The sequence below is a fragment of the Bordetella genomosp. 13 genome, from assembly GCF_002119665.1.
GTDB lineage: Bacteria > Pseudomonadota > Gammaproteobacteria > Burkholderiales > Burkholderiaceae_B > Bordetella.
Genome location: NZ_CP021111.1, coordinates 4,076,216 through 4,102,923, shown reverse-complemented (window position 1 = coordinate 4,102,923; position 26,708 = coordinate 4,076,216). Strand labels below are relative to the sequence as shown.

Here is a 26,708-nt window from a genome sequence, read left to right as displayed (position 1 = left end):
TCTTGCCTCAATGCACCTGGACGCCCAGCACGTTGAACACCGCTTCGGCCACGTCATCGATTGTGCCATGCGTCACCGCATCCACCGGCGAGCGTCCGCCCAAGCCTTCGAGCGGTTCGGATAGTGCGCGGTAGATCGTCCAGTGGTCGATGCCCTCGACCTCTTGAAGCACGGTTTGGGTCAACTGCTGCTTCACCGGGTCGAGCTGCCAGTCGGGCAGCTTCTGGCCGCGCGGCCCCACATTCAGCGCCAGCAGCCGGCGCGCGAGGATGTCCTTGTAGATCTGCTGGCGCGACTTGTCCGCCAGCTTGGCGTACTCGGGGATCGGCAGGTTGTGCGGCTGGTTGAAGGATTCCAGCAACACGGCGCGGCCTCGCTGGACGTCGGTTTCAGTCGGGGTCCAGCGCGTTTCGGTGCGCAGCGCGGCCGCCTTGCGCGCCAGGGCCTGCTCCACCGTTTCGCCTTCGAGGTTGGCTGGCAGTTTTACCGCCTCCACGCGCTCGTGAATGAACGCCTGCAACTCGGCCGCGAAAGCCGGCGCATCCCGGATTTCAACGGTATCCGCGAAACGGCGCACGTCCTCCACGGTGACGCGCGGCAGACGATCGGCAATGAATTCAATGGCGGTGGGCATGGTCATCTCCCAAGCAGGTTTGAGACAGGATTCACTCTAGTCGCCCTTGTCGCATTTGTCAACTTAGTCGCCTGAGCGAGAGCCTACCTGCCGGGGGTAGCGTCCCCGCAGCATAGGCAGGGGCCAGCGCCAGGTCTCCGTCCAATCCATTCGTGCGGGTTCCACATTGACGCTGGAGACGCAACCCAGGCCCGGCTATACCGAAACGGTTAAAGGCCAAAGGGCCGAAACGGCAAGGGAATGGGGTGCAAGGGGAAAGGCCCTACCTCGAAAAGGCGAAAAGGCCTCCCGGCCGGCCCCCCAGAGGACACCCGCATGCTCTCCCTGTTCCAGCGAAAACGGCCCCCGGTCGCTGCCCCGTCGCCAGCGCCCGCCACCGACCTCCCGAAAGGGTTGCTGCGGCCCGAATCGGCCGCATCGCTGCTGGCAACACCGCGCCGGCAGAAGCTGCTGGAACACATCTGGCAGCGCACGTCGCTGTCGCGGCGGCAGTTCGCCACCCTATACCGCACGCCGCTGGAGCACTACGCCGAGTTGGTCCAACAATTCCCCGCATCGGAAAGCCATCACCACGCTTACCCCGGCGGCATGCTGGATCACGGGTTGGAGATCGTCGCCTATGCGCTCAAGCTGCGGCAGTCCCATCTGCTGCCCATTGGCGGCAGTCCCGAAGACCAGGCGGCGCAGTCTGAAGCCTGGACTGCCGCAGTCGCTTATGCCGCGCTGCTGCACGACATCGGCAAGATCGCCGTCGATCTGCACGTCGAACTGTCCGACGGCTCGCTGTGGCACCCCTGGCACGGCCCGCTGCACCAGCCATACCGCTTCCGCTACCGCGACGATCGGGAATATCGGCTCCACAGCGCCGCGACAGGTTTACTCTACCGTCAACTGCTCGACCGTGATGCCCTGGACTGGCTCAGTGGCTATCCCGACCTGTGGGGACCGCTGCTCTACGTCCTGGCCGGCCAGTACGAGCGCGCCGGCGTGCTGGGCGAACTTGTCGTGCAGGCCGACCGGGCTTCGGTGGCCCAGGAACTGGGCGGCGATCCGGCCCGCGCCATGGCTGCACACAAGCATGCGCTGCAGCGCAAGTTGCTCGACGGGCTGCGCTACCTGCTCAAGGAACAGTTGAAGCTGAACCAGCCGGAAGCCTCCGATGGCTGGATCACCGAGGATGCCTTGTGGCTGGTAAGCAAGACGGTCTCGGACAAGCTGCGTGCGCACCTGCTGTCACTAGGCGTCGACGGCATCCCCGCGAGCAACACCGCCGTCTTCAACGTGCTGCAGGATCACGGCATGTTGCAACCGACGCCGGACGGCAAGGCGGTCTGGCGCGCGACCGTGACCAGCACGACTGGCTGGTCCCACTCATTCACCCTGCTGCGTCTCGCTCCCGCGCTGATTTGGGAGTCTGGAGAGCGGCCAGCGCCCTTCGCAGGGGCAGTGGCAATCGACGGGACACCGGCACCCAACAATGCCGATGCCTTGGTGCCCTCGCCGGCAATGACGGCAAAGCCAGCCACCGACGATCAAGAGTCCCTTCCATGGGAGGGCGTCGACGCCGCGACTCCGGTTCACTTGCCTGCCGCACAAGCCGCACCCGATGTCATGGAGGACCTGCTGGCGATGGTAGGAATCGGCGATTTGCTTGTTCCCCAACAGGATGCGGAAGCCGTCTCGGGCGACGCACCCGCCGCTGGCCCTCAAACGCCACCGCCAACCTCGATGGTGCCCGTGCCGTCATCAGCGCCGGTGCCCACGTCCTCGTCGGCGCAGCCATCGGGCGAGCACTTCATGGCGTGGCTGAAACAAGGTATCGCTACCCGCCGGCTGGTCATCAACGACGCGAAGGCGCTCGTGCATACGGTGGGCGACACGGCCTACCTGGTCAGCCCCGGGGTATTCCAACGCTACGCACAAGAACACCCCCAGGTCGGGACTCTCGCCAAGCAGGAGAACCAGCAGGATTGGCAATGGGTACAAAAGCGCTTCGAGCGCCTGCAACTGCATCGCAAAAAGCCCAGGGGCCTGAACATCTGGACGTGCGATGTCACAGGCCCCAGGAAGTCCCGCCGCCTGTATGGCTATCTATTGCACGATGTTCGGCTCCTGTTCGCAGAGCCACCACCGAACAATCCTTACTTGTCACTTCTCGCGTAACCGGCGGCTCAAGAGCCGTCCAAAAATGCGACGCGGCGGACCAATCCGCAACGGCGCGAATCAGAACGTCGATATCGCTTGACCTCAAGTTTTGAGGCTTTGTAATGCCGCCGAGGTCGGTTTGCGCGCGCGTTCTGCGACGAGACGAGAAGCCGACAACCAACGGGATTCGATCTCTGCCGCATCTGTCGCTCATGGTCTTGCGCTGCCAAGAAAGCAGCGTCAGGGGACAGCGTGCAGCGCGATCGCGCTCGCTTCATTCGCTTTACGACCTGACCACGGAACCTGTTCAGATGACGACTTCCAGCTCCGACCCTCGCGGCGTGCGCCTGCTTTGGATACTGATCTCCCTCAGCGCGATGGCGCTCGCAGGTTGTAAAGAGAACGCCGGAGCTGGCGCCGGAGGCCATCCACCGCCGCCGCAAGTCAGCGTCGCGCAGGTCGAGATCAAGCCCATCACGTAATGGGACGAATACAACGGACGCATCGAAGCCATCGAGAGCGTCGAGCTGCGCCCACGGGTGTCTGGCTACGTCGAGCGGGTCGCCTATCGCGAAGGAGACGAGGTCAAGAAGGGCGATGTGCTCTTCATGATCGATGCCCGAAGCTACCGCGCGGAACTGGCCCGGGCCCAGGCGCAATTGACCCGGGCGCGCAGCGAAGCCGGCCGCAGCAGAAGCGAGGCGCAACGTGCCAAGGTGCTGGTCGAGCAGCAGGCTGTCTCCACCGAGGCCTGGGAGCAGCGCCGCGCCGCTGACGAGTCCGCGCAGGCTGAGGTGCAGGCCGCGCAGGCTGCGGTGGAGACGGCGCAGTTGAACCTGGAGAGGACCCAAGTGCGCTCGCCCATCAACGGGCGCGCCAGCCGTGCCCGCTTTACCGCAGGCAACCTGGTGGCCGCCAGCGATGCAGCCAGTGTGCTAACCACCATCGTGTTCCAGGACAGGGTCTATACCTACTTTGAGGCCGATGAGAAGGCGTTCCTGCGCTACTCGCGCATGGCGCGCAAGGGAGAGCGCCCCAGCGAGCGAGGCGGCCAGCTGCCGGTCCAGATCGCCCTGGCGGACAAGGCGGACTTCTCTCACACCGGCACGGTGGACTTCCTCGACAACCAGGTGGACCGGGGCAGCGGCACGATCGCCGTGCGCGCGGTGCTGGACAACAAGGATCGCGTTTTCACGCCGGGCCTCTATACCCGCGTGCGACTGGTCGGCAGCGGCGAATTCTCGGCCGTGTTGATCGACGACAAGGCGGTGCTGACCGACCACGACCGTAACTACGTCTACATCGTAGACAAGGATGGACTGGCGCAGCGACGTGATGTGAAACTGGGTGGCAGTTCCCATTGGCTGCGCATCGTGCGAGGGGGGCTGGCGGCGGGCGACCGCGTGATCGTCAACGGCGCGCAGAAGGTGTTCTTGCCGGGCATGCCTGTGCAGGCCACGGCGGTGCCCATGGTGGCTGCTGCGGCGCCCGCGTCCGCCACCAAATGAAGCACCACGCCGGAGCGCGCCACCGATCGGACGTATCACACAACGAGCGGCGCGGCGCGCTTCCCCCTGGACTCCTTTCAAGGTATTAGCCCATGGACCTCTCCAAGTTCTTCATGGACAGGCCGATCTTCGCGGCTGTGCTGTCGATCGTCATCTTCGTCTCGGGCCTGCTCGCGATCCCGGCGCTGCCGATCAGCGAATATCCCAAGGTCGTGGTGCGCGCCGTGTATCCGGGCGCCAACCCCAAGGTGATTGCCGAGACCGTGGCGACACCCCTGGAGGAGCAGATCAACGGCGTCGAAGGCATGATGTACATCAAGTCTGTCGCCGGCTCCGACGGCGTGCTGGTGACCACGGTCACCTTCCGTTCTGGCATCAACGCCGATGACGCGACGGTGCGGGTACAAAACCGCGTCGCCCAGGCTCAGGCCCGGCTGCCCGCGATGTGGTGCGCCAGGGCATCACCGTCCAAAAGCAGTCCCCCGCCTTCCTGATGGTGGTGCACCTGACATCGCCCGATAAGCAGTACGACACGCTGTACCTTCGCAACTACGCCCGGCTGCACGTCAAGGACAGTTGCACATCGAGCCGCGCAAGACCGACAACGAGTAGTCCTGTCCCAAGCAGTCGGGCGTCCCGGCGTGCCGCCGTCGCGCTGTCGTGCTGCGCATTGAGCCTCGCTGCGCGAGTCTCGCCCCTGTCGGGCTTCCATCGCTGGCGCCTCCGGCCCGGCTCGCTGATCCGTGCCTGCGCGCTCCGCTTGCCGAAAACCGGCGTGCGTGGGTGGCGTGAGGGGGCGGTCTTGCTGTGTCCCTTCGCCGACGACCACGCCGCGCAGGAAGCCACGTTCTATGGTGCGCCGGAATGGCAGCGCAGCCCGTCCAAGCTGCGCGAGCGCCTGACCGAGCGCGAAATCGACGCCGCGCACGCGCTGGTGCGCTTCGTCGGGCTGGACGCCTACCGGCAGGCAGGCGGCGGCATCCGCCGCGACCTGTTCGCGGAAGGCGATGCCGGAACCTACCTCACCGATACCGCAGTGCTGGAAACGCTCGTGCGCGACAAGCTGGCAACGCTGGCCGAGGACGTGCGCGCCGAGGGCTGGGCATGGGTGGAGGCCGTGCCGCATCTGGCCTACGAGGAACGGCAGGCGTTCCAGAACGCCCCGCGCCACCGCCGCGAGCCGACCACCCGCGAGGCCCGCCGCATCGCCTCGCTGGAAACCCGCCTCGAAAAGATCGACGCCGAACTGGAAGAAGCCTGCGACGCCGAGGACGAGGCCAAGGCCGAGAAGCTGGAACAGCGGCGCGATCAGGTGGTCGGAGAACTGCAAGACGCGGAGAATGCCTTGCAAGGCTACGCCCCCGAAGTGCGCGAGGTGGCCGGTGCCATCGTCACCATCGACCGCAACGGCGAGGCTGTTATTCATCGCGGCCTGCTGCGCGAAGCCGAGGCCAAGGCGCTGCGCACGCTGGAAAAGCTGCGGCGCGGCTTCGGCAGCACCGAAGGCGAAGCCGCCAACGAGGAGCACGAGGACGCCGACGACCCGCCCAAGGCCGCGAGCCTGTCCGACCAGCTGGCGCAGCGGTTGAGCGCCCACCGCACGGCGGCGCTGCAAATCGAAGTGGCCCGGCATCCGCACGTCGCGCTGGCCGCGCTGGTGCATGGCATGGTGCAGAAGGTTTTGCAGGACAGCTACCACGGCCACGACCTGCCGCTGGGCGTGAGCCTGAAAGTGCAAGACCGGCTGGAAGGCATGGCCCCGGACTGGCCGGAGTCGCCCGCCGCTGTGGCGCTGCGCGAACTGCAACAGGTAGCCGGGGAAGCCTTGCCGGAGGACAGCGCCGAACTGTTCGCCGCGCTGCTGGCGAAGTCGCAAGACGAACTGGTGCGGCTGCTGGCCGTGTGCGTGGCTTCCACGGTGGACGTGGTGACGCCCCGTGCCACGCCGCACCAGCCCGGCGCAGAACTGGCGCAGGCCGTGGGCCTCGACATGGCCGCATGGTGGAAGCCGACCGCAGAAGGCTACTTCAAGCACGTTTCCAAGGCCGTGATTCTGGATGCCGTGGGCGCGTTTGCACCGGAATTCGTCACCCGGCTGGCGAAGCTCAAGAAGGCCGACATTGCCAGCGAGGCCGAGCGGCTGGCCGATGGCACCGGCTGGATGCCCGCCATCTTCAAGGCCGAAGGCCCGCAGGAGGCCGCGCAGGAAGAAGGCCCGGAGCAGGACGCCCCGGAGGATACCGAGGCAATGGCGGATGAACCCGCCGAGGCACTGGCCGCTTGACCCGCGCCGAAGGCAAGCGCCCCGGCCTCGACCGGGGCGCTTCGCTTTGTGTGGTGGCGCATCGAGACGAAGGAATAACCGCGATCAGCACCGCGCCCAGGCCGTTCCGCCCTGGGCGCGGTGGACGCGAAATCCGGGTGCGACAGTGGCCGCGCCCGGTGTTCAAGGCCAATAGCCGAATTAAAACGCCGCCGCCTTCGCGCTGGCTCAGGCGGCGGCGTTGAAGGCATCGCTGTAGTGCGCGATGCCTTCCGGCACTGTCCCATGCAGGGCCAGCGCCATGAAATAGCCGGGCGGCACGCCCGGCAGTTGCAAGCCCGCATGGGCCTGGAAGCCAAAGCGCGTGTAGTACGTTGGATCTCCCAGCAGCACGCAGCCTGCGGCCTGCATAGCCCGCAGTTCAGACAGCGCCTGTTCCATCAGGCGCGAACCGATGCCTCGCCCCTGCCTTGGCGGCAGGACGGAGATCGGCCCCAACCCATACCAGCCCTCGGTCTTTCGCCTGTGCTCATGGGTGATCGTTACTGGCGACAGCGCGACGTGACCGACGACGCGCCCATGTTCTTCGGCCACGATGGAAAGCGTCAGTTCGTTGGCGGCACGCAAGGCGCGCACGATGAATTGCTCGGTGTGGCTGGTGTGTGGTGCATCAGCGAAGGCGGCGGTCGTGACCGCTTCGATGGCGGCAATGTCGTCGGCGGTTTCGTGTCGGAGCTGGATGGTCAGGGTGTGCCACATGAGATTCAGACGCCCATCGCCATGACCCAGCCCACCAGCCCGGCTAACAGCACCACGAGCGCCGGCGGCACGCGCCCCACCGTCAGCAGTCCGAACGAGAGCAGCGCCAGCCCAAAATCCGCCTTGCTGTGGATGGCACTCGTCCATACCGGGTCATAGAGGGCGGACACCAGAATACCGACCACGCCGGCGTTGATGCCGGCCATGGCCGTCTGGATGCCCGCGCGGTGGCGCAGCCCTTCCCAGAACGGCAGTGCACCGACCAGCATGAAAAAAGCGGGGAGGAAGATCGTGCCCAGGAGTGCCAGCCCGCCGATCCAGCCATGCAGCGGTCCGTGGGCGACCGCGCCGAGGTAGGCCGAGAAAGTGAACAGCGGCCCCGGCACGGCCTGCGCCGCACCGTAGCCGGCCAGGAAGTCGGCATTGCTCACGACGCCGCTGGGCACCACCGAGGCCTGCAGCAGCGGCAGCACAACGTGTCCACCGCCGAAGACCAGTGCACCGGAGCGGTACACCCCTTCCAGCAGGGCTATCGTGGACGAGTCCGTGGCTGCCGCCCACAGGGGCAGCCCGACGAGCGGTGCGGCAAACAGCAGCAGCGCCACGATGCCCAGCTTGCGCGAGACGGGGTAGCTGTGGGCGTGGCCGCCGCCGGGTTGCGCGATCTTCAATGTCCACCAGCCCAGCAGCCCTGCCACCGCGATGGCGGCAAGCTGTCCCGCGGCCGAGGGCAGGACCATGGTCAGCAGCGCCGCCAGAATGGCCAGCGCGGCGCGCGGCCGGTCCGGGCACAACGACTTGGCCATCCCCCAGACCGCTTGCGCCACGATGGCCACGGCGACGACCTTGAGCCCGTGCACCCAGCCGGACTGGGCCAGCCCCTGGTACTCGGCGATGCCAAAGGCGAACAGGATCAGCGCAATCGCCGATGGCAAGGTGAATCCGGCCCAGGCCGCCAGCAGCCCCAGCCAGCCCGCGCGGCCCAACCCCAGCGCCATACCGACCTGGCTGCTGGCCGGCCCCGGCAGGAACTGGCACAGGGCGACCAGATCGGAGTAGCTGCGGTCATCCAGCCAGCGGCGACGCTCGACGAACTCCGAGCGGAAATAGCCCAGATGCGCGATCGGCCCGCCGAAGGAGGTCAGCCCCAGCTTGAGGAAGGCGCCGAAGACTTCGACGGGTGAGCCGCGCGCGGCAGCGGCCTCATGCTGCAAGGTGTTGGTGGAATCTGTCATTTGTGCATCGCCTCCCCGGTGAACTCCCGGATGCGGTCCTTGGCCAGCGCCAAGCCTTCCTTGCCCTTGGGCGTGATCGTGTAGAGCTTGCGCACGGTGCGCCCTTCACGCTCCTGGCGGGAGACGAGGTAGCCGTCGCGCTCCATCTTGTGCAGCATCGGGTACAGCGTTCCGGGGGAGAGGCGGTAGCCGTGGTGGGCCAGCTCGTCGATCATCCATTGCCCGTAGATCTCCTGCTCGGCTGCGTGGTGCAGCACATGCAGGCGGATCAGCCCCGACAGCAGGTCGTGGTGCTCCATGGCACGTGGAGTAGGTTTCTCTTTCATATCGAATATCGATAACGAAATTCGATAATACCAGCCTCACTTCAGATTGCCTGCCGCTTGTGCGGGAGGTCTCAGACCCTGCGACCCTCCGCATCCACCACGGCTTCGCCGTCTTCCTTGCGGAACGCGCCGCGCTGCGGCTGCGGCAGGATGTCCAGCACGGCCTCTGAGGGCCGGCACAGGCGCGTGCCCAGCGGGGTCACCACGATGGGCCGGTTGATGAGGATGGGGTGCTGGAGCATGAAGCCAATCAACTGCTCGTCACCCCACTTCGGGTCATCGAGGCCCAATTCCGCATAGGGCGTACCCTTCTCACGCAGCACGGCGCGCATTGGCGCGCCCATGTCCGTGATCAGGCGTTGCAGCGTTTCGCGGTCAGGCGGTGTCTTCAGGTATTCGATAACGTTCGGCTCTTCGCCGCTGTTGCGGATCAGAGCCAGCACGTTGCGCGACGTGCCGCAGGTGGGGTTGTGGTAAATGGTGATGTTGCTCATGAGTCGTGTCTTGGTTATCCGCGGGCAGGGTTCGGGCCGCACTCATACCAGCCCTTGCTTTGGTTGACGATCCGAACGACCAGTAGCATGACTGGCACCTCGATCAGCACGCCGACCACGGTGGCCAGCGCGGCGCCGGACTGGAAGCCGAACAGGCTGATGGCGGCGGCTACGGCAAGCTCGAAGAAGTTGCTGGCGCCGATCAGCGCCGAAGGACAAGCGATGCTGTGCTGCTCGCCCGCCTTGCGGTTGAGCCAGTAGGCCAGGCCGGAGTTGAAGAACACCTGGATCAGGATCGGAACGGCCAGCATGGCGATGACCAGTGGCTGGCGGATGATGGCCTCGCCCTGGAAGGCGAACAGCAGCACCAGCGTGAGCAGCAGCGCCGCGATGGACAGCGGCCCGATGCGCTCCAGCGCCCGGTCGAAGGCGGCTTGGCCCTTGCTCAGCAGGGCGCGGCGCCAGAACTGGGCCAGGATGACGGGAATCACGATGTACAGGCCGACCGATACCAGCAGCGTGGCCCACGGCACCGTGATGGACGATAGGCCCAGCAGCAGGCCGACGATGGGCGCGAAGGCGAACACCATGATGGTGTCGTTCAGCGCGACCTGCGACAGCGTGAACACAGGATCGCCCCCGGTCAGCCGGCTCCAGACGAACACCATGGCTGTGCAAGGTGCGGCGGCCAGCAAGATCAGGCCCGCGACATAGCTGTCGAGCTGGTCGGCGGGGAGCCACTGCGCGAAGACCTGGCGGATGAAGATCCACGCCAGCAACGCCATCGAGAATGGTTTGACGGCCCAGTTGATGAACAGCGTCACGCCGATGCCGCGCCAGTGCTGCTTGACCTGGCCGAGAGCGCCGAAGTCCACCTTGAGCAGCATGGGAATGATCATCACCCAGATCAGCAGGCCCACGGGCAGGTTGACCTGAGCCACTTCCGTGCGGCCGATGGCCTGGAACACGCCCGGCGCGAACTGGCCGAGCGCGATACCGGCGACGATGCACAGCAGCACCCACACGCTCAGGTAGCGCTCGAAGACGCTCATGGTGGGGGCGGCCGGCACGCGGCCGGCCGTTTGGGTTCCAACACTCATCGCGCCAACCTCACTTCGTACCAATGCTGCGCAGCTCGTGCTGCAGCGACATGGCATCCAGGCGCTGAATCGGCAGCGACAGGAACAATTCGATGCGTCGGCGCAGCGTCAGCGCCGCATCCGTGAACGCCTTGCGCTTCTGCTCGTCGGTGCCTTCAACGGCTGCAGGATCAGGCACACCCCAATGCGCCGACATCGGGCGCCCCGGCCACACGGGGCAGACCTCGCCGGCGGCGTTGTCGCAGACCGTGAAGATGAAATCCAGCTCCGGCGCACCGGGCGCCGCGAACTCGTCCCAGTTCTTGCTGCGGTAGCCGGCGGTCGGCATGTGCAGCCGCTCCAGCGTGGCGAGCGCCAGTGGGTGGACTTCGCCCTTGGGGTGGCTGCCCGCCGAGTAGGCGCGAAAGCGCCCCTGGCCCAATTCATTGAGGATGCCTTCGGCCAGGATGGAGCGGGCCGAGTTACCCGTGCAGATGAACAGGGCGTTGTAGGTCTTGTCGGTGGTCATGGGTATCTCACATCAGCAGCAGGAGGAAGCCGGCTTCACCGCAACGCCCACCGGCTTGCCGCGCACCGGGGTACAGCACGCTGCGGCGGAAGTCGCTGCAGGCGCCGCTTCGTTAAAGACCGGAATGTTGCCCAGCGTGTGGAAGTGCTCCCAGGCCACGCCCTGCGGATCGGTGATCCAGTGCTTCTCGCTGCGCGCGTAGCAGCAGGTCGTGGTGCCCTCGTCCAGCAGCGTCATGTCGGCCGCCTCGGCGCGGGCCTTCAGCACCGCCAATTCCTCGGCATCGTCGGTCTGGATACCCAGGTGGTCGATGCCCGGCTTGTTGCCACGTGTGGAGATGGCGAAGTTGACCGGCGGGTCTTCGAGCATCCATTTGGCGTAGTCGCCTTCGACGCGCGCGGGCTGCGCGGCGAACAGTTGGGAATAGAAGCCGATGCTGCGGTTCAGGTCATCGACGTGCAGGTGGACGTGAAAGCGCTTCATGGGGGTGATCCTTTCAGCAGGAAGTACAGGCAGAGGAGGATTCGGTGACCTCGCACGCGCCGCCCTGGCAGCAGTGCTCGGTCAGATAGCCGAGCAGCCCATTCATCTGGGTGAAGTCGGCGCGGTAGATCAGGTTGCGGCCCTGCTGCTCGATGGTGACCAGGCCGGCATGGGCCAGTTCTTTCAGGTGGAAGGACAGGGAGTTGCGGGCCACGTCGAGCTGGTCGGCGAGGACGCTGGGTGTCAGCCCTTCGGGGCCGGCGACCACCAGGGCGCGGAACACGCGCAGCCGCTGGGTATGGGCCAGGGCGCCGAGGGCGGAAATGGCTTGGGTCTCGTTCATGATTCGATAATACAACATTTATTGAATCATTGGCAAAACGCTTCAATTGAATGGAGCCTGCGCGCTTGCGAGGCTTGACTTTCAAGACAGTTGCTCACGCCTTCGCGCCTGCGGCGCTGCGCGCTTCGCTTGCCTCCAGGGGAAAGCCCTGCGGGCTATCCCCGCCGCGCGATGCTTGGCGCCCCTCGATGCCGCCGAACCGGCTGCGCCGGATCGGCCCGGCCAGCGCCCCGCCGCGATGGACGGGACGCTGGCGAACACGCTGGCGCTTGCTGCGGCAGGTTGTGCAGGTGCGTGCCGTCCTCAACGCGGTTCAGGGACAACCCGCCCGGCATCGCTATGGAGCTTCCACGCCACGCCTCAAGACCGGCGCTGCAAGGCATGGCGGGGCGTTCTCGCCTGTCGTTGTGGGGTTGACCTGGCCCGCGTCAGCGGGCGAGTCGGAGAAGCCTTCGGGCGGGGTGCAGTGGTCAAGTTTTAGTGGACACCTGCATAGGTAGTTTTGGCGGTTGGCTGCGTTCATATGCAGCCGGCGCCTGATAGCAGTACCTTGATCTTGATCAATAAGACTCTCTGTACCCAGCTACGGGTACATATACCCGCGCAACGAACCAGCAGACCAACTTCCAACTCACCTCAGGGGCTCAGCGCACACAGCCAGGTCTGCGCGCGATCGAGGCGCCGAGCAGGCAGACGTTCGGCACTGACCGCTGAGGCTATCGACGATCGGTGACCGGATCACGACCGAGCAAAGGCCCCCGCGCGCGGTGTGGACGTAGCGATGGGATACACAAGCGCATGATGTCGGCGCCTGCCGCTAGGACTGGGCACGTGGCAGTCACGGAGAAAAAATGTCCCGCTCGCGTAGCAACGTGGCCGGCCGGGTAGATCCCAGAATCAGGCAAAGAGATACGCCAGTTGGCTGGACGGACCGCAGCGCCCTCGGACTACTGCCGCAGATGGGGCAATACCAAGTCAAACCTGGTGACAAGCTCACTGGAGGTCACGGCAACGGAGCCACCATGTGCCTCCGCAATCGATTTCACGATGGCAAGGCCAAGACCGGCGCCCGCCGTATTTCGTTGCCGTGCCGGATCAACTCGGTAGAAGCGGTTGAAGAGCTTTGGTAGATCGCGCTCAGGAATTCTCTCACCGGGATTGACCACACTGATCGTTGTCCACTGCTCGTCCTGCGAAAGCAAGACCGTGATGCTCTTGCCGCGAGGCGTGTGTCGAATTGCATTCGAGAGAAGATTGTTCAGCGCCCGGGTGAGCATTTCCCGATCCGCCGCTATGCTGCCGATCGCCCCTTTAACACCAAGCGTAATGCCGCTATCTTCTGCCAGCGCCTCGAAATAGTCGAACAGACTCCGCACCAATTCGGACAGATCAATGGTAGACAGACGCAAGTTGCGGGGATCATTTTCCGTTTGGGCAAGAAACAGCATGTCACCAATCATGCGTCCCATCCGATCAAACTCTTCCAAATTTGAATAGAGGATTTCTCTGTATTCCTCGTTGCTGCGCGGCTGGCCAAGCGCCACGTGAGTCTGCGTGACCAGGTTGGTGACGGGCGTGCGCAACTCGTGCGCGATGTCTGCGGAAAAGTGTGATAGCCGGGTGAAGCCTTCCTCGATTCTCGCCAACATATCGTTGAAGGCGAATACCAGTTCCGCCAGTTCGATCGGCACATCCCGAGGATCCAGCCTCACATCCAGCTTTGAAGAGCGAATCGCCCGAATCTCTTCATTGACCTTGCGAATCGGCAGGTGGCCCCACTGCACCGCCAGCCAAGCCACACCGAGCGCCAGGCACATGACCAAGCCGGTTGCCCACCAGAGCATGCGCTTGAACTCCGCCAGGAAGTCGAGATGAAAGCCGATGTCCATGGCAGCGACGATGCGGTAGCCGGGCGCCGCTGAATCGTCAGCAGGCAGTTGCAGCACCACACCTCGATATGACCTCTGATCCTCCTGCCACACGATCAAATCGTCAGCGGTGATGCGGTTGACCAACTTTTTGCTACTGGCAAGTTTAGACAGGTCAGGACCGGGCGTGGCATAGATGCTATTGCCAGCCCCATCGTAGACGCCGTACGTCATCCCATGATGTCCTGCGACTGCGTTGGCCAAGTGTTGCTTCAGTTCGTCGCTTGCGATGTCACTTGCAAGCTGGTGCAAGGGCTGAGCCAAAGCGGTTGTCACTGCCTCCAGTTCGTGGGCATCCTGTTGAGCAAAGTGGTGCTCCAACGACCGGAGAATGACCCAATTGAACACAAGAAACACCAAGGTCGTGGCGATACCAACGAGGGCCGTGACCCTCAATGCAAGCGACGCTGGACGGCTTTGCCGCGGCTTATGGCGCAGGGGCATCATCGGGCGCATCGAGCGTGTATCCCATTCCACGCACGGTGTGGATGAGCTTCGGATTGAACGCATCGTCTATCTTCGCGCGTAGACGGCGGATGGCTACATCGATGACGTTGCTGTCGCTGTCGAAATTCATGTCCCATACCTGCGACGCGATCAGAGACCGTGGAAGGACCTCCCCCTGGCGACGGGCCAGGAGCTCAAGCAACGCGAACTCCTTGCTGGTGAGATTGATGCGTTGGCCAGCGCGCGTTGCGCGCCGGCGCGCCAAGTCCAGCACCAAATCGGCAACCTGGATGCGATCAGGCTGGCTCGGAGCGCTTCCGCGTCGCAGCAGCGTCCGCACCCGCGCCAGCAACTCAGAGAACGCGAATGGCTTGACGAGGTAGTCGTCCGCTCCCAGTTCCAATCCCTTGACACGGTCGTCTACACCGCCACGCGCCGTCAGAAAGAGCACAGGGACCTGTTTACCGGCATCTCGAAGGGCACGCACGATGCGCCAGCCATCGACATCCGGCAGCATGACATCCAAGACCACCAGATCGTATGTCTCGCCCATGGCCAGGTGGTGTCCGTCCAATCCGTTGCGCGCCAGATCCACGACGAATCCCGCCTCCATGAGACCTTGGCGGACGTAATCCGCCGTCTTGTTCTCGTCTTCAACGACCAGCAGTTTCATCGCATGTCCCATGAAATCGCTACGGCGCGGAAAAATAGCCGCTCACGATGTACGCATTCATCCACTTTCAATCAGCAATTTACTGGTTGCCAGCTTCCACGAACATGACACGAACATTACATGAATGTAATTCAGGGGTCATTCGATGGAAAGTGCCCAACCCATAGCATGACCTGCATTGCGTCGAACTGTGCCGCTCAGGATGGGGTGGCGTTTAGAACGACTTCCGAGTCATCTATGGAGGATTTCAGGCCATGCCGCCTCGTTCACCCTTTTTTATCGTGCCCACACAGGGCCTTTCTCGTCGGCGTTTCGTCCAAGGGTTAGCCGCCGGCGGCGTTCTCGCTGGGCTGTCCACGCCGGCGTTCAAGGCATTTGCCCAGCAAGGCTCCGCGACGCGCGGTGCCGCCCCTGTGCTGAAGGGCACCGAGTTCGACTTGGTGATCGCCGAATCGCCCGTGAACTTCACGGGCAAGCCAGGCGTGGCTACGACCATCAACGGCTCGCTGCCGGCACCGACATTGCGTTGGCGCGAGGGTGACACCGTCACAATCCGTGTAACCAACAAGCTGCGTGAAGCCACATCCATTCACTGGCACGGGATCATCCTGCCGTATCAGATGGATGGCGTGCCGGGCATCAGCTTCAATGGCATCGCTCCCGGCGAGACCTTCACGTACCGCTTCAAGGTTCAGCAGAGCGGCTCCTACTGGTACCACTCGCACTCCGGCTTCCAGGAACTCACGGGCATGTACGGGGCGATCATCATCGACCCCGCTGGCGCCGAGACCATCCACGCCGACCGTGACCACGTGCTGCTGTTCTCGGATTGGACCGACGAAGACCCGATGCGGGTGTTCACCAAGCTCAAGTCCCAAAGCGACTATTACAACTACAACCAACCTACCGTCTTCGACTTCTTCCGGGACGCCTCGCGCGAAGGCACGGCCGCTGCGATCGACAAGCGCAAGATGTGGAACGAGATGCGGATGAATCCGACGGATCTCGCAGATCTGTCTGCCGCCACGCTGACCTATCTGGCCAACGGCGTCACCCCCGCCGGCAATTGGACGGCGCTGTTCCGACCGGGTGAGCGCGTGCGGCTGCGCATGGTCAACGGTGCGGGCAACACCTTCTACGACGTACGCATTCCAGGACTGAAACTCACGGTGGTGCACGTCGATGGTGTTGACGTGGAGCCGGTGACCGTCGATGAGTTCCGATTCGGTCCTGGCGAAACCGTCGACGTGATCGTCCAGCCACGGGATGACGCTTACACGATCTTCGCCCAGGCGATGGACCGGACAGGCTACGCGCGTGCCACGCTGGCCGTGCGTGAAGGTCTTCAAGCTCCCGTGCCTGCCCTCGATCCGGTCGAATGGCTGACCATGAACGACATGATGGGCGGCATGATGGGGGGCATGGACCATGGCGGGTCCGGCCAGGCCATGGAGATGACCGGGATGACGGGCATGACGGGCATGACCGGGATGACCGGGATGGGCTCGGGTTCGATGTCCGGGATGGATCATGGGGCGATGGCAGGCATGAATCACGGCGCCATGAACCACGGTGGCATGGCGATGGATCACAGCCAACACGCCGCGGCGGCGGGGGGACTGGCCGTGCCCAGCACTACTGCTCGCCACGCTCGCACCGAGTATGGTGCCAGCACGGACATGCGCGTTGACATGGCGCGCACCAACCTCGATGACCCCGGCATCGGACTGCGCAACAACGGTCGGCGCGTGTTGACCCTCGCGGATCTGCATACCCCGTCGGGGCCGCTGGACAAGAGAGGCCCCGGCCGGGAGGTCGAACTGCACCTCACGGGCAACATGGAACGCTACGCATGGTCCCTGGACGGGCTGGAGTTCGGAAAGTCCACGCCGGTGCACTTCAAACACGGCGAGCGGCTGCGGGTCATTCTGCACAACGACACCATGATGACCCATCCCATGCACCTGCACGGCATGTGGAGCGAGCTGGAAAGCCCCGACGGTCGCTTCCTTGCGCGCCGCCACACCCTGCCGGTGCAGCCGGCACAACGCATCAGCTTCCTGGTGACAGCCGACGCGCTCGGCCGCTGGGCGTGGCACTGCCACCTGATGTTCCACATGGATGCCGGCATGTTCCGCGAAGTCGTGGTGTCTTGAACCCAGCGCACAAGGAAGACCAAGAATGTCCAAAGCACTCCCCACTCGCGCACTGGCCACGACGCTTCTGGCCCTGGTAAGCGTCGCCGCCCAGGCACAAGCACAGAACGACCATGCAGCGCACGGCCAGGCCGACGCTCAAACGGCCGCGCCATCCACTCAGACCGTGGCTCCTGCCGCCGACCCGCACGCGGGTCACGCGACGTCGGCGAGCGGCTCGACCGCGGCCCCGGCCATGGATCACGGCAACATGCAGATGCAGGGCGGGTCGGCGCCTCCTGACGCCCGCGATCCGCATGGCTACTCCAATGGCCTGACATTGGGATCGGGCGACTACGCCGTACCCGGTGTGCCGCGGCTGATGCTGGCCGACGAACACAGGTTCTTTTCGTTGCGCGGCGAAACTCTGGAACGCCGCTTCACGCGCAAAGGAGACGACTCCACGGCCTACGACCTCCAGGCGTGGTATGGGACGACCTACAACAAGGCCGTCGTGAAGGCCGAAGGCGATATCGCCAAAGGAAAGCTCGAAGAATCGCGTACCGAGCTTCTCTGGGGGCACGCCGTCGCACCGTACTGGGACACCCAGCTCGGCGTTCGGGTGGATAACGGGGAAGGCCCGAGCCGTCAATGGTTGGCTTTCGGCATCCAGGGCCTCGCCCCCTACTGGTTCGAGCTGGAGGCGACGGGCTACGTGGGAAGTGGTGGACGTACGGCGCTGCGTGTCGAAGGCAGCTACGAGCTGCTGCTGACCCAGCGACTGATTCTGGAGCCTCGCGCCGAGTTGCAGTTTTATGGCAAGGACGACCCGGAACGCGGTATCGGCAAGGGCCTGGCCGAAGCGTCTGCTGGCTTGCGCCTGCGCTATGAATTCAGTCGCCAGTTCGCCCCCTATATCGGCGTGGAACGGGCGGGCAGCTTCGGACGCACCGCGGACTATGTGCGTGCCGAAGGCGGCCGTGCGCAGCAGACGCGCTGGGTGGCTGGCGTGCGATTCTGGTTCTAGAACCTAGCGGGTTTGATCATCTGATGAGAGGCGATCCATGAACATGCACTACGACAGAAGCCAGGGCAAAGTGCCGAGACGCCAGGCATTGATCGCTGGCTTGTTGGTGATGGCACTCGCAGGACCGAGCCTGGCGCAGAGCCGACCGATTGCCAAGGTCTGGAAGGACCCGAGCTGCGGATGCTGCAAGGACTGGGTCTCACACCTGCAAGGCGCAGGCTTCGATGTGCAGGTTCTCGACACCGGGAACACCGCAGCGCGCACGCGGCTGGGCATCCCGCAGAAGTACGGTTCTTGCCACACGGCGCAGATCGGCGGCTATGCCATCGAGGGTCATGTGCCTGCCTCGGACATTCAACGCTTGCTGCGCGAAGCCCCGCAGGCCATCGGCCTCGCGGCGCCCGGCATGCCGGTCGGTTCGCCCGGCATGGATGGTCCGGCCTATGGTGGACGCAAGGACGCCTACGACGTGCTGCTGATTGGGAAAAACGGTAGCAGCACGGTCTATCAGTCGCATCGCTGACCATCCATCAACCCTTCTCCGTGGAGATATGCCATGCAGCATCAGCACACACAGACCCCCAGCGATCGCCCCCGGTTCTGGCGATCGCGCTACGGCGTGGCGTTCCTCATCATCGCCGCTGTCGCCGCGTATTTCCTGCTCAAGGAGCATACGGCACATGTTGCCGGCTATCTCCCCTTCCTGCTGCTGGCGGCTTGTCCGCTGATGCACCTGTTCATGCACCGTGGTCACGGCCACGGCGGACACGATCATGCCGCGCGTCAGGGTAAGGAAGGTGCCGCAGCCTCCAAGGAGCAGAAGCAATGAGTCGAGGCACTCGCACCGTGCGAGCACGCGACGCCGCGCTTGTCTCCTTGCGCGCCTGCGGCCTGCTGCGATCACCAGACACCAAAGGTTAACGGCGGAGGGCACTTGTCACTATGAATTCACCCAGCAAGTCTTCAGGACATGAGCACGCAGGCATGGCGGCGGGTGCCACAACGTCCGGCCCGCATACGCACCACCATCACGCCAGCCATGCTGGAAGTGACGACGCGGGCGGGTCCTCAAGCCACACGCAGCCCGATGCCGCGACGCGAGATCCGGTGTGTGGCATGGCGGTCACGGCGGCGTCGGAGCACCGTTCCACGCACTTGGGGAACACGTACTTGTTTTGCAGCACCGGATGCAAGGCCAAATTCGACGCCGATCCGGCGCGATATGCCAGCGGTGACGCGGGCATAGGCACAGGCAGCGGCCATGCACCGCATCACCATGCCAGCACCGCAGTTTCACCGGCCCCGGCGGCATCGCCAACCGCGCCCGGAACCATCTACACCTGCCCGATGCACCCGGAGATCCGCCAGGATCATCCGGGAACCTGCCCCAAGTGCGGGATGACGCTGGAGCCTCTGCTGCCCGACCTCGATGACGACAACCCGGAGTTGCGTGACTTCTCGCGTCGCTTCTGGTGGACCTTGCCGCTGACGCTCGTGGTCTTGGCGCTGGCGATGCTGGGCGAGCGGCTGCACCTGATGGACATGGCTACACAGAGCTGGGTCGAGTTGGTGCTGTCGTTGCCGATCGTGCTGTGGGCCGGCTGGCCCTTCTTCTCCCGCGGCTGGCTGTCCGTGGTCAACCGCAGCCCGAACATGTGGACACTGATCGGCCTGGGAACGGGTGCGGCATTCATCTACAGCGTTGTGGCAACCGTTGCGCCGGAAGTGTTTCCAGCTTCCTTCATGTCCATGGGACGGGTCGGCGTGTATTTCGAGGCCGCCGCCGTCATCATCTCGCTGACACTGCTCGGCCAGGTGCTGGAACTCAAGGCCCGCTCCCAGACTTCGGCAGCCATCAAGTCGCTGCTGGGGCTGGCACCCAAGACGGCGCGGCGCATCAATGCGGACGGCAGCGAGGAAGACGTGCCACTCAGCCATGTGCACGTCGGCGACCTGCTGCGCATCCGACCCGGCGAGAAGGTGCCGGTGGATGGCATCGTGCACGAGGGCAGCAGCTCGATTGACGAATCCATGCTGACCGGCGAACCGCTGCCCGTCAGCAAGCGCGTGGGCGACAAGGTCATCGGGGCCACACTCAACACCAGCGGCGCGCTGGTCATGCGTTCGGAGCGGATCGGCTCGGACACCGTTCTATCGCAGATCGTCCAGATGGTCGCCCAGGCGCAGCGTTCCAAGGCACCGATGCAACGCATGGCCGATGTCGTTGCCGGCTACTTCGTGATGGCCGTCGTCGCCATTGCGGTAACGACGCTCCTTGTATGGGGATTCTTCGGGCCACAGCCCACCTGGGTCTATGGACTGATCAATGCGGTGGCCGTCCTGATCATCGCCTGCCCGTGCGCGCTGGGTCTGGCCACGCCGATGTCGATCATGGTCGCAACGGGCCGTGGCGCCACGCAGGGCGTGCTGTTCCGCGATGCCGCGGCGATCGAGAATCTTCGCAAGGTCGATACCCTCGTCATCGACAAGACAGGAACCCTGACCGAAGGCCGACCTGCTTTCGATCAGGTCGTCGCAGCCCCCGGCTTTACGAACGATGAGGTGCTGCGTCTTGCGGCCAGCCTGGACCAGGGCAGTGAACACCCCCTGGCCGACGCCATCGTGCAGGCCGCGCGTGCCCAGGGCCTCCAACTCGTGAAGCCTCAGAGCTTTGAATCGGGAACCGGCATCGGCGTGCGCGGAAAGGTTGAGCACCGGCAACTGGCGTTGGGCAACACAGTGCTGATGGAACAGTCTGGCGTATCGGTGGAACCGCTCGTACCCCAGGCCGAAGCTCTGCGCGGCGAAGGGGCCAGCGTCATGTACCTGGCGGTGGACGGGCAGCTCGCGGGCTTGCTCGCCGTGTCCGATCCGGTCAAGGGCAGCACCCCCGAGGCCCTGGCCGCGTTGAAGGCTGCGGGCCTGCGGGTCATCATGGCCACCGGGGACGGGCAGACCACCGCCAAAGCCGTCGGTGCACGCCTAGGCATCGACGAGGTGCATGGTGAGGTCAAGCCGGCGGACAAGCTCATGTTGATCGAGCGACTGCAGAAAGAAGGACGCATCGTCGCCATGGCCGGAGACGGCATCAACGACGCGCCGGCCTTGGCGAAGGCAGACGTGGGCATCGCCATGGGAACGGGAACCGACGTGGCGATGAACAGCGCCCAGGTCACGCTGGTCAAGGGTGACCTGCGTGGCATCGCTGTCGCTCGCACGCTCTCGGTGAGTACCGTGCGCAACATGAAGCAGAACCTCATGTTCGCCTTCCTCTACAACGCGCTGGGCATCCCCATCGCCGCCGGGGTTCTCTATCCCCTCACGGGCTGGCTGCTGTCGCCGCTGATCGCAGCATTGGCGATGAGCCTGAGTTCGGCGTCGGTCGTTGGCAACGCCTTGCGCCTGAGAGCGAGCCGACTGTGACCGGATTTTCTTTCTGAAACTACAGGAGCCTGCTATCGCCCAGCAAACCGTTTCTTTCGTTCCACGCCGTTGCAAAGGTGCAAGCCTTATCTCGGCATTTCGTTCTTAAACCACACCTCACACATCCAGGTAGAAACTTCTATGACCCGTTCACATTTCATCGCCAAGCTCGTCGCGCCGATCGCTGCTGGTCTGTTCGCCACCGCCGCATTCGCGCATCCTTCGCTGGTGTCTTCAACGCCGGCCGACAAGTCGCAGGTTTCTGCGCCAGCCACCATCGAACTGAAGTTCTCCGAGACGCTGGTGCCGCAGTTCTCCGCCGCGAGCCTTGTCATGACTGGCATGCCGGGAATGGCGAGCCATGGCCCGATGAAGATCAACGCCAGCGTCGCGGCTGCCGGCGACGGCAAGACCATGGTCATCACGCCGGCACAGGCGCTCCAGCCCGGTGACTATCGCGTCGAATGGCGTGCCGTCTCCTCGGACACGCATCCGATCACGGGTAACGTCACCTTCAAGGTGAAGTAAGCCCATGGCCGGGGATTGGTTGACCATCGTCCTGCGCCTGGCGCTGTATCTGGACCTGGCGGCGGCGTTTGGCGTCGCCATGTTCGGTCTCTATGCTTTGGGCAACGACGAGCGATCCTCGACGATCTCGCGCCGCTATCGCGTCCTCATTGGCGCATCCGCTGCCATCGGCATTGCCCTGTCGATGTGGGGCATGACGGTCATGGCCAAGGCCATGTCCGGTGCCCAGAGCTACGCGGAGCTGTCAACGCACGTCTTCGACATGCTCATTACGGGCACGCACATGGGCATCGCCTGGTGCATTCGCATCCTCGCGCTGTTGGTGTGTGTGCTCGTCGCAATGTTGAAATTGAACGCTACCTTGCGATTTGCAGTGATGGCGCTCTCCACCGGCGTGGCGCTGGCGACCCTTGCGTGGGCAGGCCACGGCGCGATGGACGACGGCGTTCGCGGCTACATCCATCTTGCGTCGGATATCACGCACCTCTGGGCAGCGGGCGCTTGGGTGGGCGCATTGGTGGCGTTCTTGATGCTGGCATCCCACAAGCAGGATGTCGCGCAAGACCCGGTAGCGGTCCTCAGTCGGACGTCGAATGGCTTTACTCGCATAGGTACAGCGATCGTGGCTGCACTCGTCGTGAGTGGAATTCTCAATTACCTGTTGATCGCCGGACCATCGTTTGATCCGCTCATCTCGACGCTGTATGGCCGGCTGCTGATGGTAAAGCTCTTGCTTTTCGCAGGCATGCTGGCGTTGGCTGCTGCCAATCGGTATCGGTTGAGCCCGAGCCTGGAGGCTGCTTTGAAGGCAGGCAATCGCGCACAGGCAGTCATCAAGCTTAGACAGAGTCTGTTCACGGAGGCGACCTTGGCCGTTTTGGTTCTGGCGAGCGTTGCATGGCTTGGCATCTTGTCTCCCACTGGAACCTAGTCCTTCATGGGCGGCAGATGACAGCACATGAATTGAATGTAATGCACGGGTAAGCGCTCTGTAGACCGCCTGCTTCTACATTTAACGACGCGGCGCAAGTTGTCGTCGTTTTTACAAAGGAGTCGATCATGAAATCGCAAATTGTCATTGCCGCCCTGTTGAGCGCTCTCTCCGTGCCAGCCTTCGCCGGTCATGCAGCAGCCCAAGCAGCCAAGGAAATGGTTCCCTTGGCTGACGGGGGAACGCTGTACATCTTCAAGGACGGAAAGATGGCACAGGAAAGCCGCTTCGGGCGCGCCGTCTATCTCAATGTCGGAGCTTCGGTGTCGACGAAGGATGGGCGCAACATCGCGATCACCAGCAATGAAGTCGCTCGCCTCGGGTCGCTGCTACAAAAAGAGCACGGCGGATGACGCCGCGGGTGTGCGGTGCTTTTCAAAGCTTCTGCACAGTGTGACAGAGACGCGCGCCCCGATTGGGCGCGCGCGCTTGGGACGCGTCACGAGCAACCACGAGCGCTCAAGGTGCCAGTTTTTGCGATGTCAAGCGCATCAACTTCCCTGAAATGGATCCAGCCTCCCCGTCCACCGTGATTCGTCCACGGGACATCTGGCGCGAATGAGGACTTGCGAGGAGCCCGATTTATGGAGTTGCGTCATCTACGATGCTTTGTCGTCTTGGCAGAGGAGTTGCATTTCACGCGGGCGGCCGAGAGGCTGCATATAGAGCAACCCCCCTTGTCTCGCGCGATCAAGGAATTGGAAGATGAGCTTGGGGTCACGCTGTTTGACCGCGACCGCAGGGGCACACGGCTGACCGTGGCGGGGGCGGCATTCTTGCAGGACACCCGCCGACTCTTCACTGTCCTGGAGCAAGCGCGTGAAAATGCCAGAGCCATTGCCGCGGGCCTGAGGGGCAGCCTGCGCATTGCAATTTCCGATGGTGCGATGGACCCACGACTATCGGCGTTCCTAGCTCGTTGCCGCGCGGAAGAGCCCGAGGTCGAGATACGTCTCTCCGAGGTACCGCTGACCGAGCAGATACGGGGCCTACGGTCTGGCGACTTCACGATCGGATTTGCACACGCGGCGGATGTTGGCGAAGGCATCGTGGCTGAACCGATCTGGCGAGACCCGATTGTGATCGCCATGCCAGCGCGGCACTCGCTTCTTGCGCACAAGCAAGTTCCGCTGAACGAACTTCAGGGTCACCCACTGGTTCTGTGCGACAAACTGGCCTGCGAAGGCTACTGCCGAGAACTAAATCGGCTGCTACAGGTTCTGGAACACAGACTCAACGTTGTCGAAGAAGTGTCGTCGCTGGACATGATGCTAACGCTCGTCGGCGCAGGCTATGGGATTGGTTTCATGACGGCGACCAAGATTCCCATCAGCCAGAGGCCGGACGTGGTGATTCGCCCTCTGGCGCAGGACACGGCGGTAATCACAACCTATCTGCTTCGGCCAGAAAGCAGCAACTCATCGGTTTCGCTGGATCGCTTCATCGAACGTCTGCGAGGACCTCCGGGTGACTAAAGCGTCAATGCCTATCTGAATCGTGCGCCGCGGCACGAAGATTGCGTTCGGCTGCGCTGACGAGTTCCGCAGCACTGAGCTTGAGTCCGGCGGCGATTCTTAAGATCAGAGCGAGAGTGGGCATGTGCTCCCCACGCTCTATTTTGCCCATGTGCGATCGCTCGATCCCTGCTTTCGCAGCCAGTTCTTCCTGAGCAACACCTTGCGTCAGGCGGGCGACACGAACGGCCGCTCCGAATGCCAACGCTGGCTCGGCGTCGAAAGTGGTAGTTCCTGGGGGACGGCCTCGTCGGACAGTTCGCTTCTCCATCCTTGGAAGCGTCGAACAGTCCAAACAATTTAACCACGTTAAGTTTAACTCAAACTAGCTATCATGAAGACTTTCCATCCTTGTCTTATCGCTTCTTGGGGCCTCTCATGCACGACGCCACCAGCCCACGCCCACAGCTCAGGCTCGCCATAGCGCCTGGTGTGGCCTCTTCGTACCTAGCTGCATTGCTTGCCCTGCAGCGCGCGGAGGAGCCCGAAGTTTCTATGGAATTTAATGAGGTTACGGCGAGCGATCTCATTACGGGCCTCTACAAACGGCGCTTCGACGTCGTGACCTGCCCCCCGTTTTCCGGGCCAACCTGATCTTAGTAGAGTCCGTCTCACAAGAGGACGGACATGAAGAAGCGATACACCGAAGAGCAGATCATCGGCTTCCTGAAGCAGGCGGCCGCCGGCACGCCGGTCAAGGAGCTTTGCCGCAAGCACGGCTTCAGTGACGCGTCGTTCTACCTGTGGCGGCGCAAGTTCGGCGGCATGGATGTGCCCGACGCCAAGCGCCTGAAGGCACTGGAAGCGGAGAACGCGCGGCTCAAAAAGCTGTTGGCCGAGTCGATGTTGGACAACGAAGCGCTGAGGATCGTGGCGCGGGGAAAATACTGAGCCCGCCGACGCGACGGGCTGCCGTCGCGGACGTGCGGGCGAAGCTGGGCCTGTCGGAGCGGCGGGCCTGCCGGGCACTGGGCTTGTCACGCAGCGTGTTGCACTACCAGCCGCGCATGGCGAACGCGCCGTTGCAGGCCAGGCTCGTTGCGTTGGCGGGCGAACGTCGCCGGTTCGGCTACCGACGGCTGCACATCCTGCTGGAACGGGAGGGCTGGATCGCCAACCACAAGCGAATCTACCGGCTGTACCGCAACGCTGGCCTGGCGGTGCGCAAGCGCCGCAAGCGCGATCGCGTGGCCGTCGAGCGCCGTCCGCTGCAGCTGCCGTCGGGGCCCAACCACACCTGGTCGATGGACTTCGTCTTCGACGCCCTGGCCAACGGGCGCCCGATCAAGTGCCTGACGGTGGTGGACGATTGCACCAAGGAAGCGGTGGAAATCGCCGTCGGCCGGAGGATAAATGGCCAGAACGTGGCCGACATCCTGGATGCGGTATGCCGTTTCCGCGGCTACCCCGCGGCGATCAGGACCGACCAGGGACCCGAGTTTACCGGCCGGGCGCTGGACCAGTGGGCGACCGCCAACGGCGTGACGCTTGTGCTGACCCAGCCAGGGAAACCCACGCAGAACGCCTATGTGGAGAGCTTCAACGGCAAGTTCCGGGACGAATGCTTGAACGAAAACTGGTTTATCTCGCTCGAGCACGCACGGGCGGTAATCGCCATCTGGCGCAAGGACTACAACGAGGTGCGTCCGCACAGCTCACTGCCCAAATGCACGCCTGCCGAGTTCGCCGCCGCGCTGCGCAACGAAGGTGCCTTGACTGGTTCGACCGCTGATCGAAACCTGACCCACCGGAGCGGTATGCTCCCCAACCTGGACTCTACTAAGTAGCTAGTGGCCCTGAGAAAGGGGGCAGGTCACGGAATCTGCACGCGCCCAATAGCCGATGGCCCCTACGAGGTCATTACGCACCTGCAGCGACTCTCGGGACAGACGAATCTTGTAGCTGATCGATTTGAGCTTAGAGCCTTGCGAGTTGCCGAGGCGCGTAAAGCATGACAACCACGTGCGGTGCCCGCCCTTGCCGGTGGATTTGCAGCGGGTGCCGGTTCGGGCCAAGGCGCCGTCCAGACGCATCAATTCATCCTGGAAACTGACCTTGATCAATTCAACTCCCTACAACTTCCAATAGTATGTCCGCATGATCGGCTTAAGGCGCCTTCTCGCAAGATGGAGCCGCTGGATTACCAGCGGCCTAGTCGTAACCTTGCTTTTCTCGCAGGTTGCGATGGCGATGTACGTCTGTCCCAAGCCAGACCCGAGGGCATCTGTGGAAACCACGCAAATG

24 protein-coding genes and 3 pseudogenes are annotated in these 26,708 nt (G+C 63.7%); 14 read left to right on the top strand and 13 right to left on the bottom strand.

Annotated features, from left to right (window positions below; all coding sequences use genetic code 11):
• Positions 1-7: 7 nt before the first annotated feature.
• Positions 8-634 carry a hypothetical protein gene (locus CAL15_RS18415; protein WP_003109769.1) on the bottom strand — a complete coding sequence of 209 codons (627 nt, stop codon included), beginning with the start codon at positions 632-634 and terminating at the stop codon, positions 8-10.
• Positions 635-949: 315 nt separating this feature from the next.
• Here CAL15_RS18415 and mobH point away from each other — a divergent pair, with 315 nt between their 5' ends.
• The 4 genes and pseudogenes from mobH to CAL15_RS18390 form a co-directional block, all read left to right on the top strand.
• Positions 950-2,797 (top strand): MobH family relaxase, encoded by a 1,848-nt coding sequence (gene mobH, locus CAL15_RS18405; RefSeq protein WP_003109768.1) that lies wholly within the window; start codon positions 950-952, stop codon positions 2,795-2,797.
• Positions 2,798-3,090: 293 nt separating this feature from the next.
• Positions 3,091-4,287, top strand: a pseudogene (locus CAL15_RS18400) (efflux RND transporter periplasmic adaptor subunit).
• A gap of 92 nt (positions 4,288-4,379) precedes the next feature.
• A pseudogene (locus CAL15_RS18395) lies at positions 4,380-4,861 on the top strand (efflux RND transporter permease subunit); the annotation flags it as partial.
• A gap of 243 nt (positions 4,862-5,104) precedes the next feature.
• Positions 5,105-6,571, top strand: a pseudogene (locus CAL15_RS18390) (chromosome partitioning protein ParB); the annotation flags it as partial.
• A gap of 207 nt (positions 6,572-6,778) precedes the next feature.
• Here CAL15_RS18390 and CAL15_RS18385 read toward each other — a convergent pair.
• The 10 genes from CAL15_RS18385 to CAL15_RS18335 all read right to left on the bottom strand — a co-directional run bounded on the left by CAL15_RS18385 (position 6,779) and on the right by CAL15_RS18335 (position 14,846).
• A complete protein-coding gene (locus CAL15_RS18385; protein ID WP_023980163.1) occupies positions 6,779-7,297 on the bottom strand; it encodes a GNAT family N-acetyltransferase in 519 nt (172 codons plus the stop codon).
• Between the two features lie 17 nt (positions 7,298-7,314).
• Positions 7,315-8,544: a chromate efflux transporter gene (chrA, locus tag CAL15_RS18380; RefSeq protein WP_003107233.1), complete on the bottom strand. Its 1,230-nt coding sequence runs from the start codon at positions 8,542-8,544 to the stop codon at positions 7,315-7,317.
• Complete coding sequence (locus CAL15_RS18375; RefSeq protein ID WP_015014846.1) at positions 8,541-8,870, bottom strand: PadR family transcriptional regulator; 330 nt, start codon at positions 8,868-8,870, stop codon at positions 8,541-8,543. Before CAL15_RS18375 ends, chrA begins: the two co-directional genes overlap by 4 nt.
• Before the next feature lie 71 nt (positions 8,871-8,941).
• Entirely contained in the window at positions 8,942-9,364 is a 423-nt protein-coding gene (gene arsC / locus CAL15_RS18370; RefSeq protein WP_003107236.1) for an arsenate reductase (glutaredoxin), read from the bottom strand.
• Positions 9,365-9,378: 14 nt separating this feature from the next.
• Positions 9,379-10,464, bottom strand: coding sequence for an ACR3 family arsenite efflux transporter (gene arsB / locus CAL15_RS18365; RefSeq protein WP_003109696.1), 1,086 nt, complete (start codon positions 10,462-10,464; stop codon positions 9,379-9,381).
• Positions 10,465-10,474: 10 nt separating this feature from the next.
• Entirely contained in the window at positions 10,475-10,972 is a 498-nt protein-coding gene (locus CAL15_RS18360; protein WP_003107241.1) for an arsenate reductase ArsC, read from the bottom strand.
• Between the two features lie 12 nt (positions 10,973-10,984).
• Positions 10,985-11,455, bottom strand: a complete 471-nt coding sequence (locus CAL15_RS18355; RefSeq protein ID WP_003107243.1) for an ArsI/CadI family heavy metal resistance metalloenzyme — start codon at positions 11,453-11,455, stop codon at positions 10,985-10,987.
• A 13-nt stretch (positions 11,456-11,468) separates the two neighbouring features.
• Positions 11,469-11,816: an ArsR/SmtB family transcription factor gene (locus CAL15_RS18350; RefSeq protein WP_003107245.1), complete on the bottom strand. Its 348-nt coding sequence runs from the start codon at positions 11,814-11,816 to the stop codon at positions 11,469-11,471.
• A 929-nt stretch (positions 11,817-12,745) separates the two neighbouring features.
• Positions 12,746-14,170: a Cu(+)/Ag(+) sensor histidine kinase gene (locus CAL15_RS18340; RefSeq protein ID WP_003121551.1), complete on the bottom strand. Its 1,425-nt coding sequence runs from the start codon at positions 14,168-14,170 to the stop codon at positions 12,746-12,748.
• Positions 14,154-14,846 (bottom strand): heavy metal response regulator transcription factor, encoded by a 693-nt coding sequence (locus CAL15_RS18335; protein WP_003097513.1) that lies wholly within the window; start codon positions 14,844-14,846, stop codon positions 14,154-14,156. The genes CAL15_RS18340 and CAL15_RS18335 overlap by 17 nt, the downstream gene beginning before the upstream one ends.
• 254 nt (positions 14,847-15,100) lie before the next feature.
• Between CAL15_RS18335 and CAL15_RS18330 the strand changes: the two genes are divergently transcribed.
• The 9 genes from CAL15_RS18330 to CAL15_RS18290 all read left to right on the top strand — a co-directional run bounded on the left by CAL15_RS18330 (position 15,101) and on the right by CAL15_RS18290 (position 24,425).
• Complete coding sequence (locus tag CAL15_RS18330) at positions 15,101-17,002, top strand: copper resistance system multicopper oxidase (RefSeq protein ID WP_003097515.1); 1,902 nt, start codon at positions 15,101-15,103, stop codon at positions 17,000-17,002.
• 25 nt (positions 17,003-17,027) lie between these two features.
• Complete coding sequence (locus CAL15_RS18325; protein ID WP_005408883.1) at positions 17,028-18,008, top strand: copper resistance protein B; 981 nt, start codon at positions 17,028-17,030, stop codon at positions 18,006-18,008.
• A 37-nt stretch (positions 18,009-18,045) separates the two neighbouring features.
• On the top strand, positions 18,046-18,531 hold the full coding sequence (locus CAL15_RS18320) for a DUF411 domain-containing protein (RefSeq protein WP_003090303.1): 486 nt from the start codon (positions 18,046-18,048) through the stop codon (positions 18,529-18,531).
• A gap of 33 nt (positions 18,532-18,564) precedes the next feature.
• Complete coding sequence (locus tag CAL15_RS18315) at positions 18,565-18,837, top strand: DUF2933 domain-containing protein (protein WP_003097518.1); 273 nt, start codon at positions 18,565-18,567, stop codon at positions 18,835-18,837.
• Between the two features lie 287 nt (positions 18,838-19,124).
• A complete protein-coding gene (locus tag CAL15_RS18310) occupies positions 19,125-21,431 on the top strand; it encodes a heavy metal translocating P-type ATPase (RefSeq protein ID WP_228777907.1) in 2,307 nt (768 codons plus the stop codon).
• A 141-nt stretch (positions 21,432-21,572) separates the two neighbouring features.
• The gene (gene copC / locus CAL15_RS18305; protein WP_003090319.1) at positions 21,573-21,959 is read left to right on the top strand and encodes a copper homeostasis periplasmic binding protein CopC; all 387 of its coding nucleotides are present in this window, start codon (positions 21,573-21,575) and stop codon (positions 21,957-21,959) included.
• Positions 21,960-21,963: 4 nt separating this feature from the next.
• Complete coding sequence (gene copD / locus CAL15_RS18300) at positions 21,964-22,890, top strand: copper homeostasis membrane protein CopD (RefSeq protein ID WP_003116797.1); 927 nt, start codon at positions 21,964-21,966, stop codon at positions 22,888-22,890.
• A gap of 128 nt (positions 22,891-23,018) precedes the next feature.
• The gene (locus CAL15_RS18295) at positions 23,019-23,303 is read left to right on the top strand and encodes a CopK family periplasmic copper-binding protein (RefSeq protein WP_003090336.1); all 285 of its coding nucleotides are present in this window, start codon (positions 23,019-23,021) and stop codon (positions 23,301-23,303) included.
• Positions 23,304-23,534: 231 nt separating this feature from the next.
• Positions 23,535-24,425: a LysR family transcriptional regulator gene (locus CAL15_RS18290; RefSeq protein ID WP_014833982.1), complete on the top strand. Its 891-nt coding sequence runs from the start codon at positions 23,535-23,537 to the stop codon at positions 24,423-24,425.
• Between the two features lie 4 nt (positions 24,426-24,429).
• Here CAL15_RS18290 and CAL15_RS18285 read toward each other — a convergent pair whose 3' ends face one another.
• The gene (locus tag CAL15_RS18285; protein WP_003097526.1) at positions 24,430-24,735 is read right to left on the bottom strand and encodes a helix-turn-helix domain-containing protein; all 306 of its coding nucleotides are present in this window, start codon (positions 24,733-24,735) and stop codon (positions 24,430-24,432) included.
• A 356-nt stretch (positions 24,736-25,091) separates the two neighbouring features.
• Here CAL15_RS18285 and CAL15_RS18275 point away from each other — a divergent pair.
• A protein-coding gene (locus CAL15_RS18275; protein ID WP_086009122.1) for an IS3-like element ISPa39 family transposase occupies positions 25,092-26,251 on the top strand; the annotation gives its coding sequence in 2 pieces (ribosomal slippage) (positions 25,092-25,350 and positions 25,350-26,251; 1,161 coding nt in all).
• Here CAL15_RS18275 and CAL15_RS18270 read toward each other — a convergent pair.
• A complete protein-coding gene (locus tag CAL15_RS18270; protein ID WP_003116793.1) occupies positions 26,252-26,527 on the bottom strand; it encodes a hypothetical protein in 276 nt (91 codons plus the stop codon). It abuts the gene before it with no gap.
• Positions 26,528-26,708: the final 181 nt, after the last annotated feature.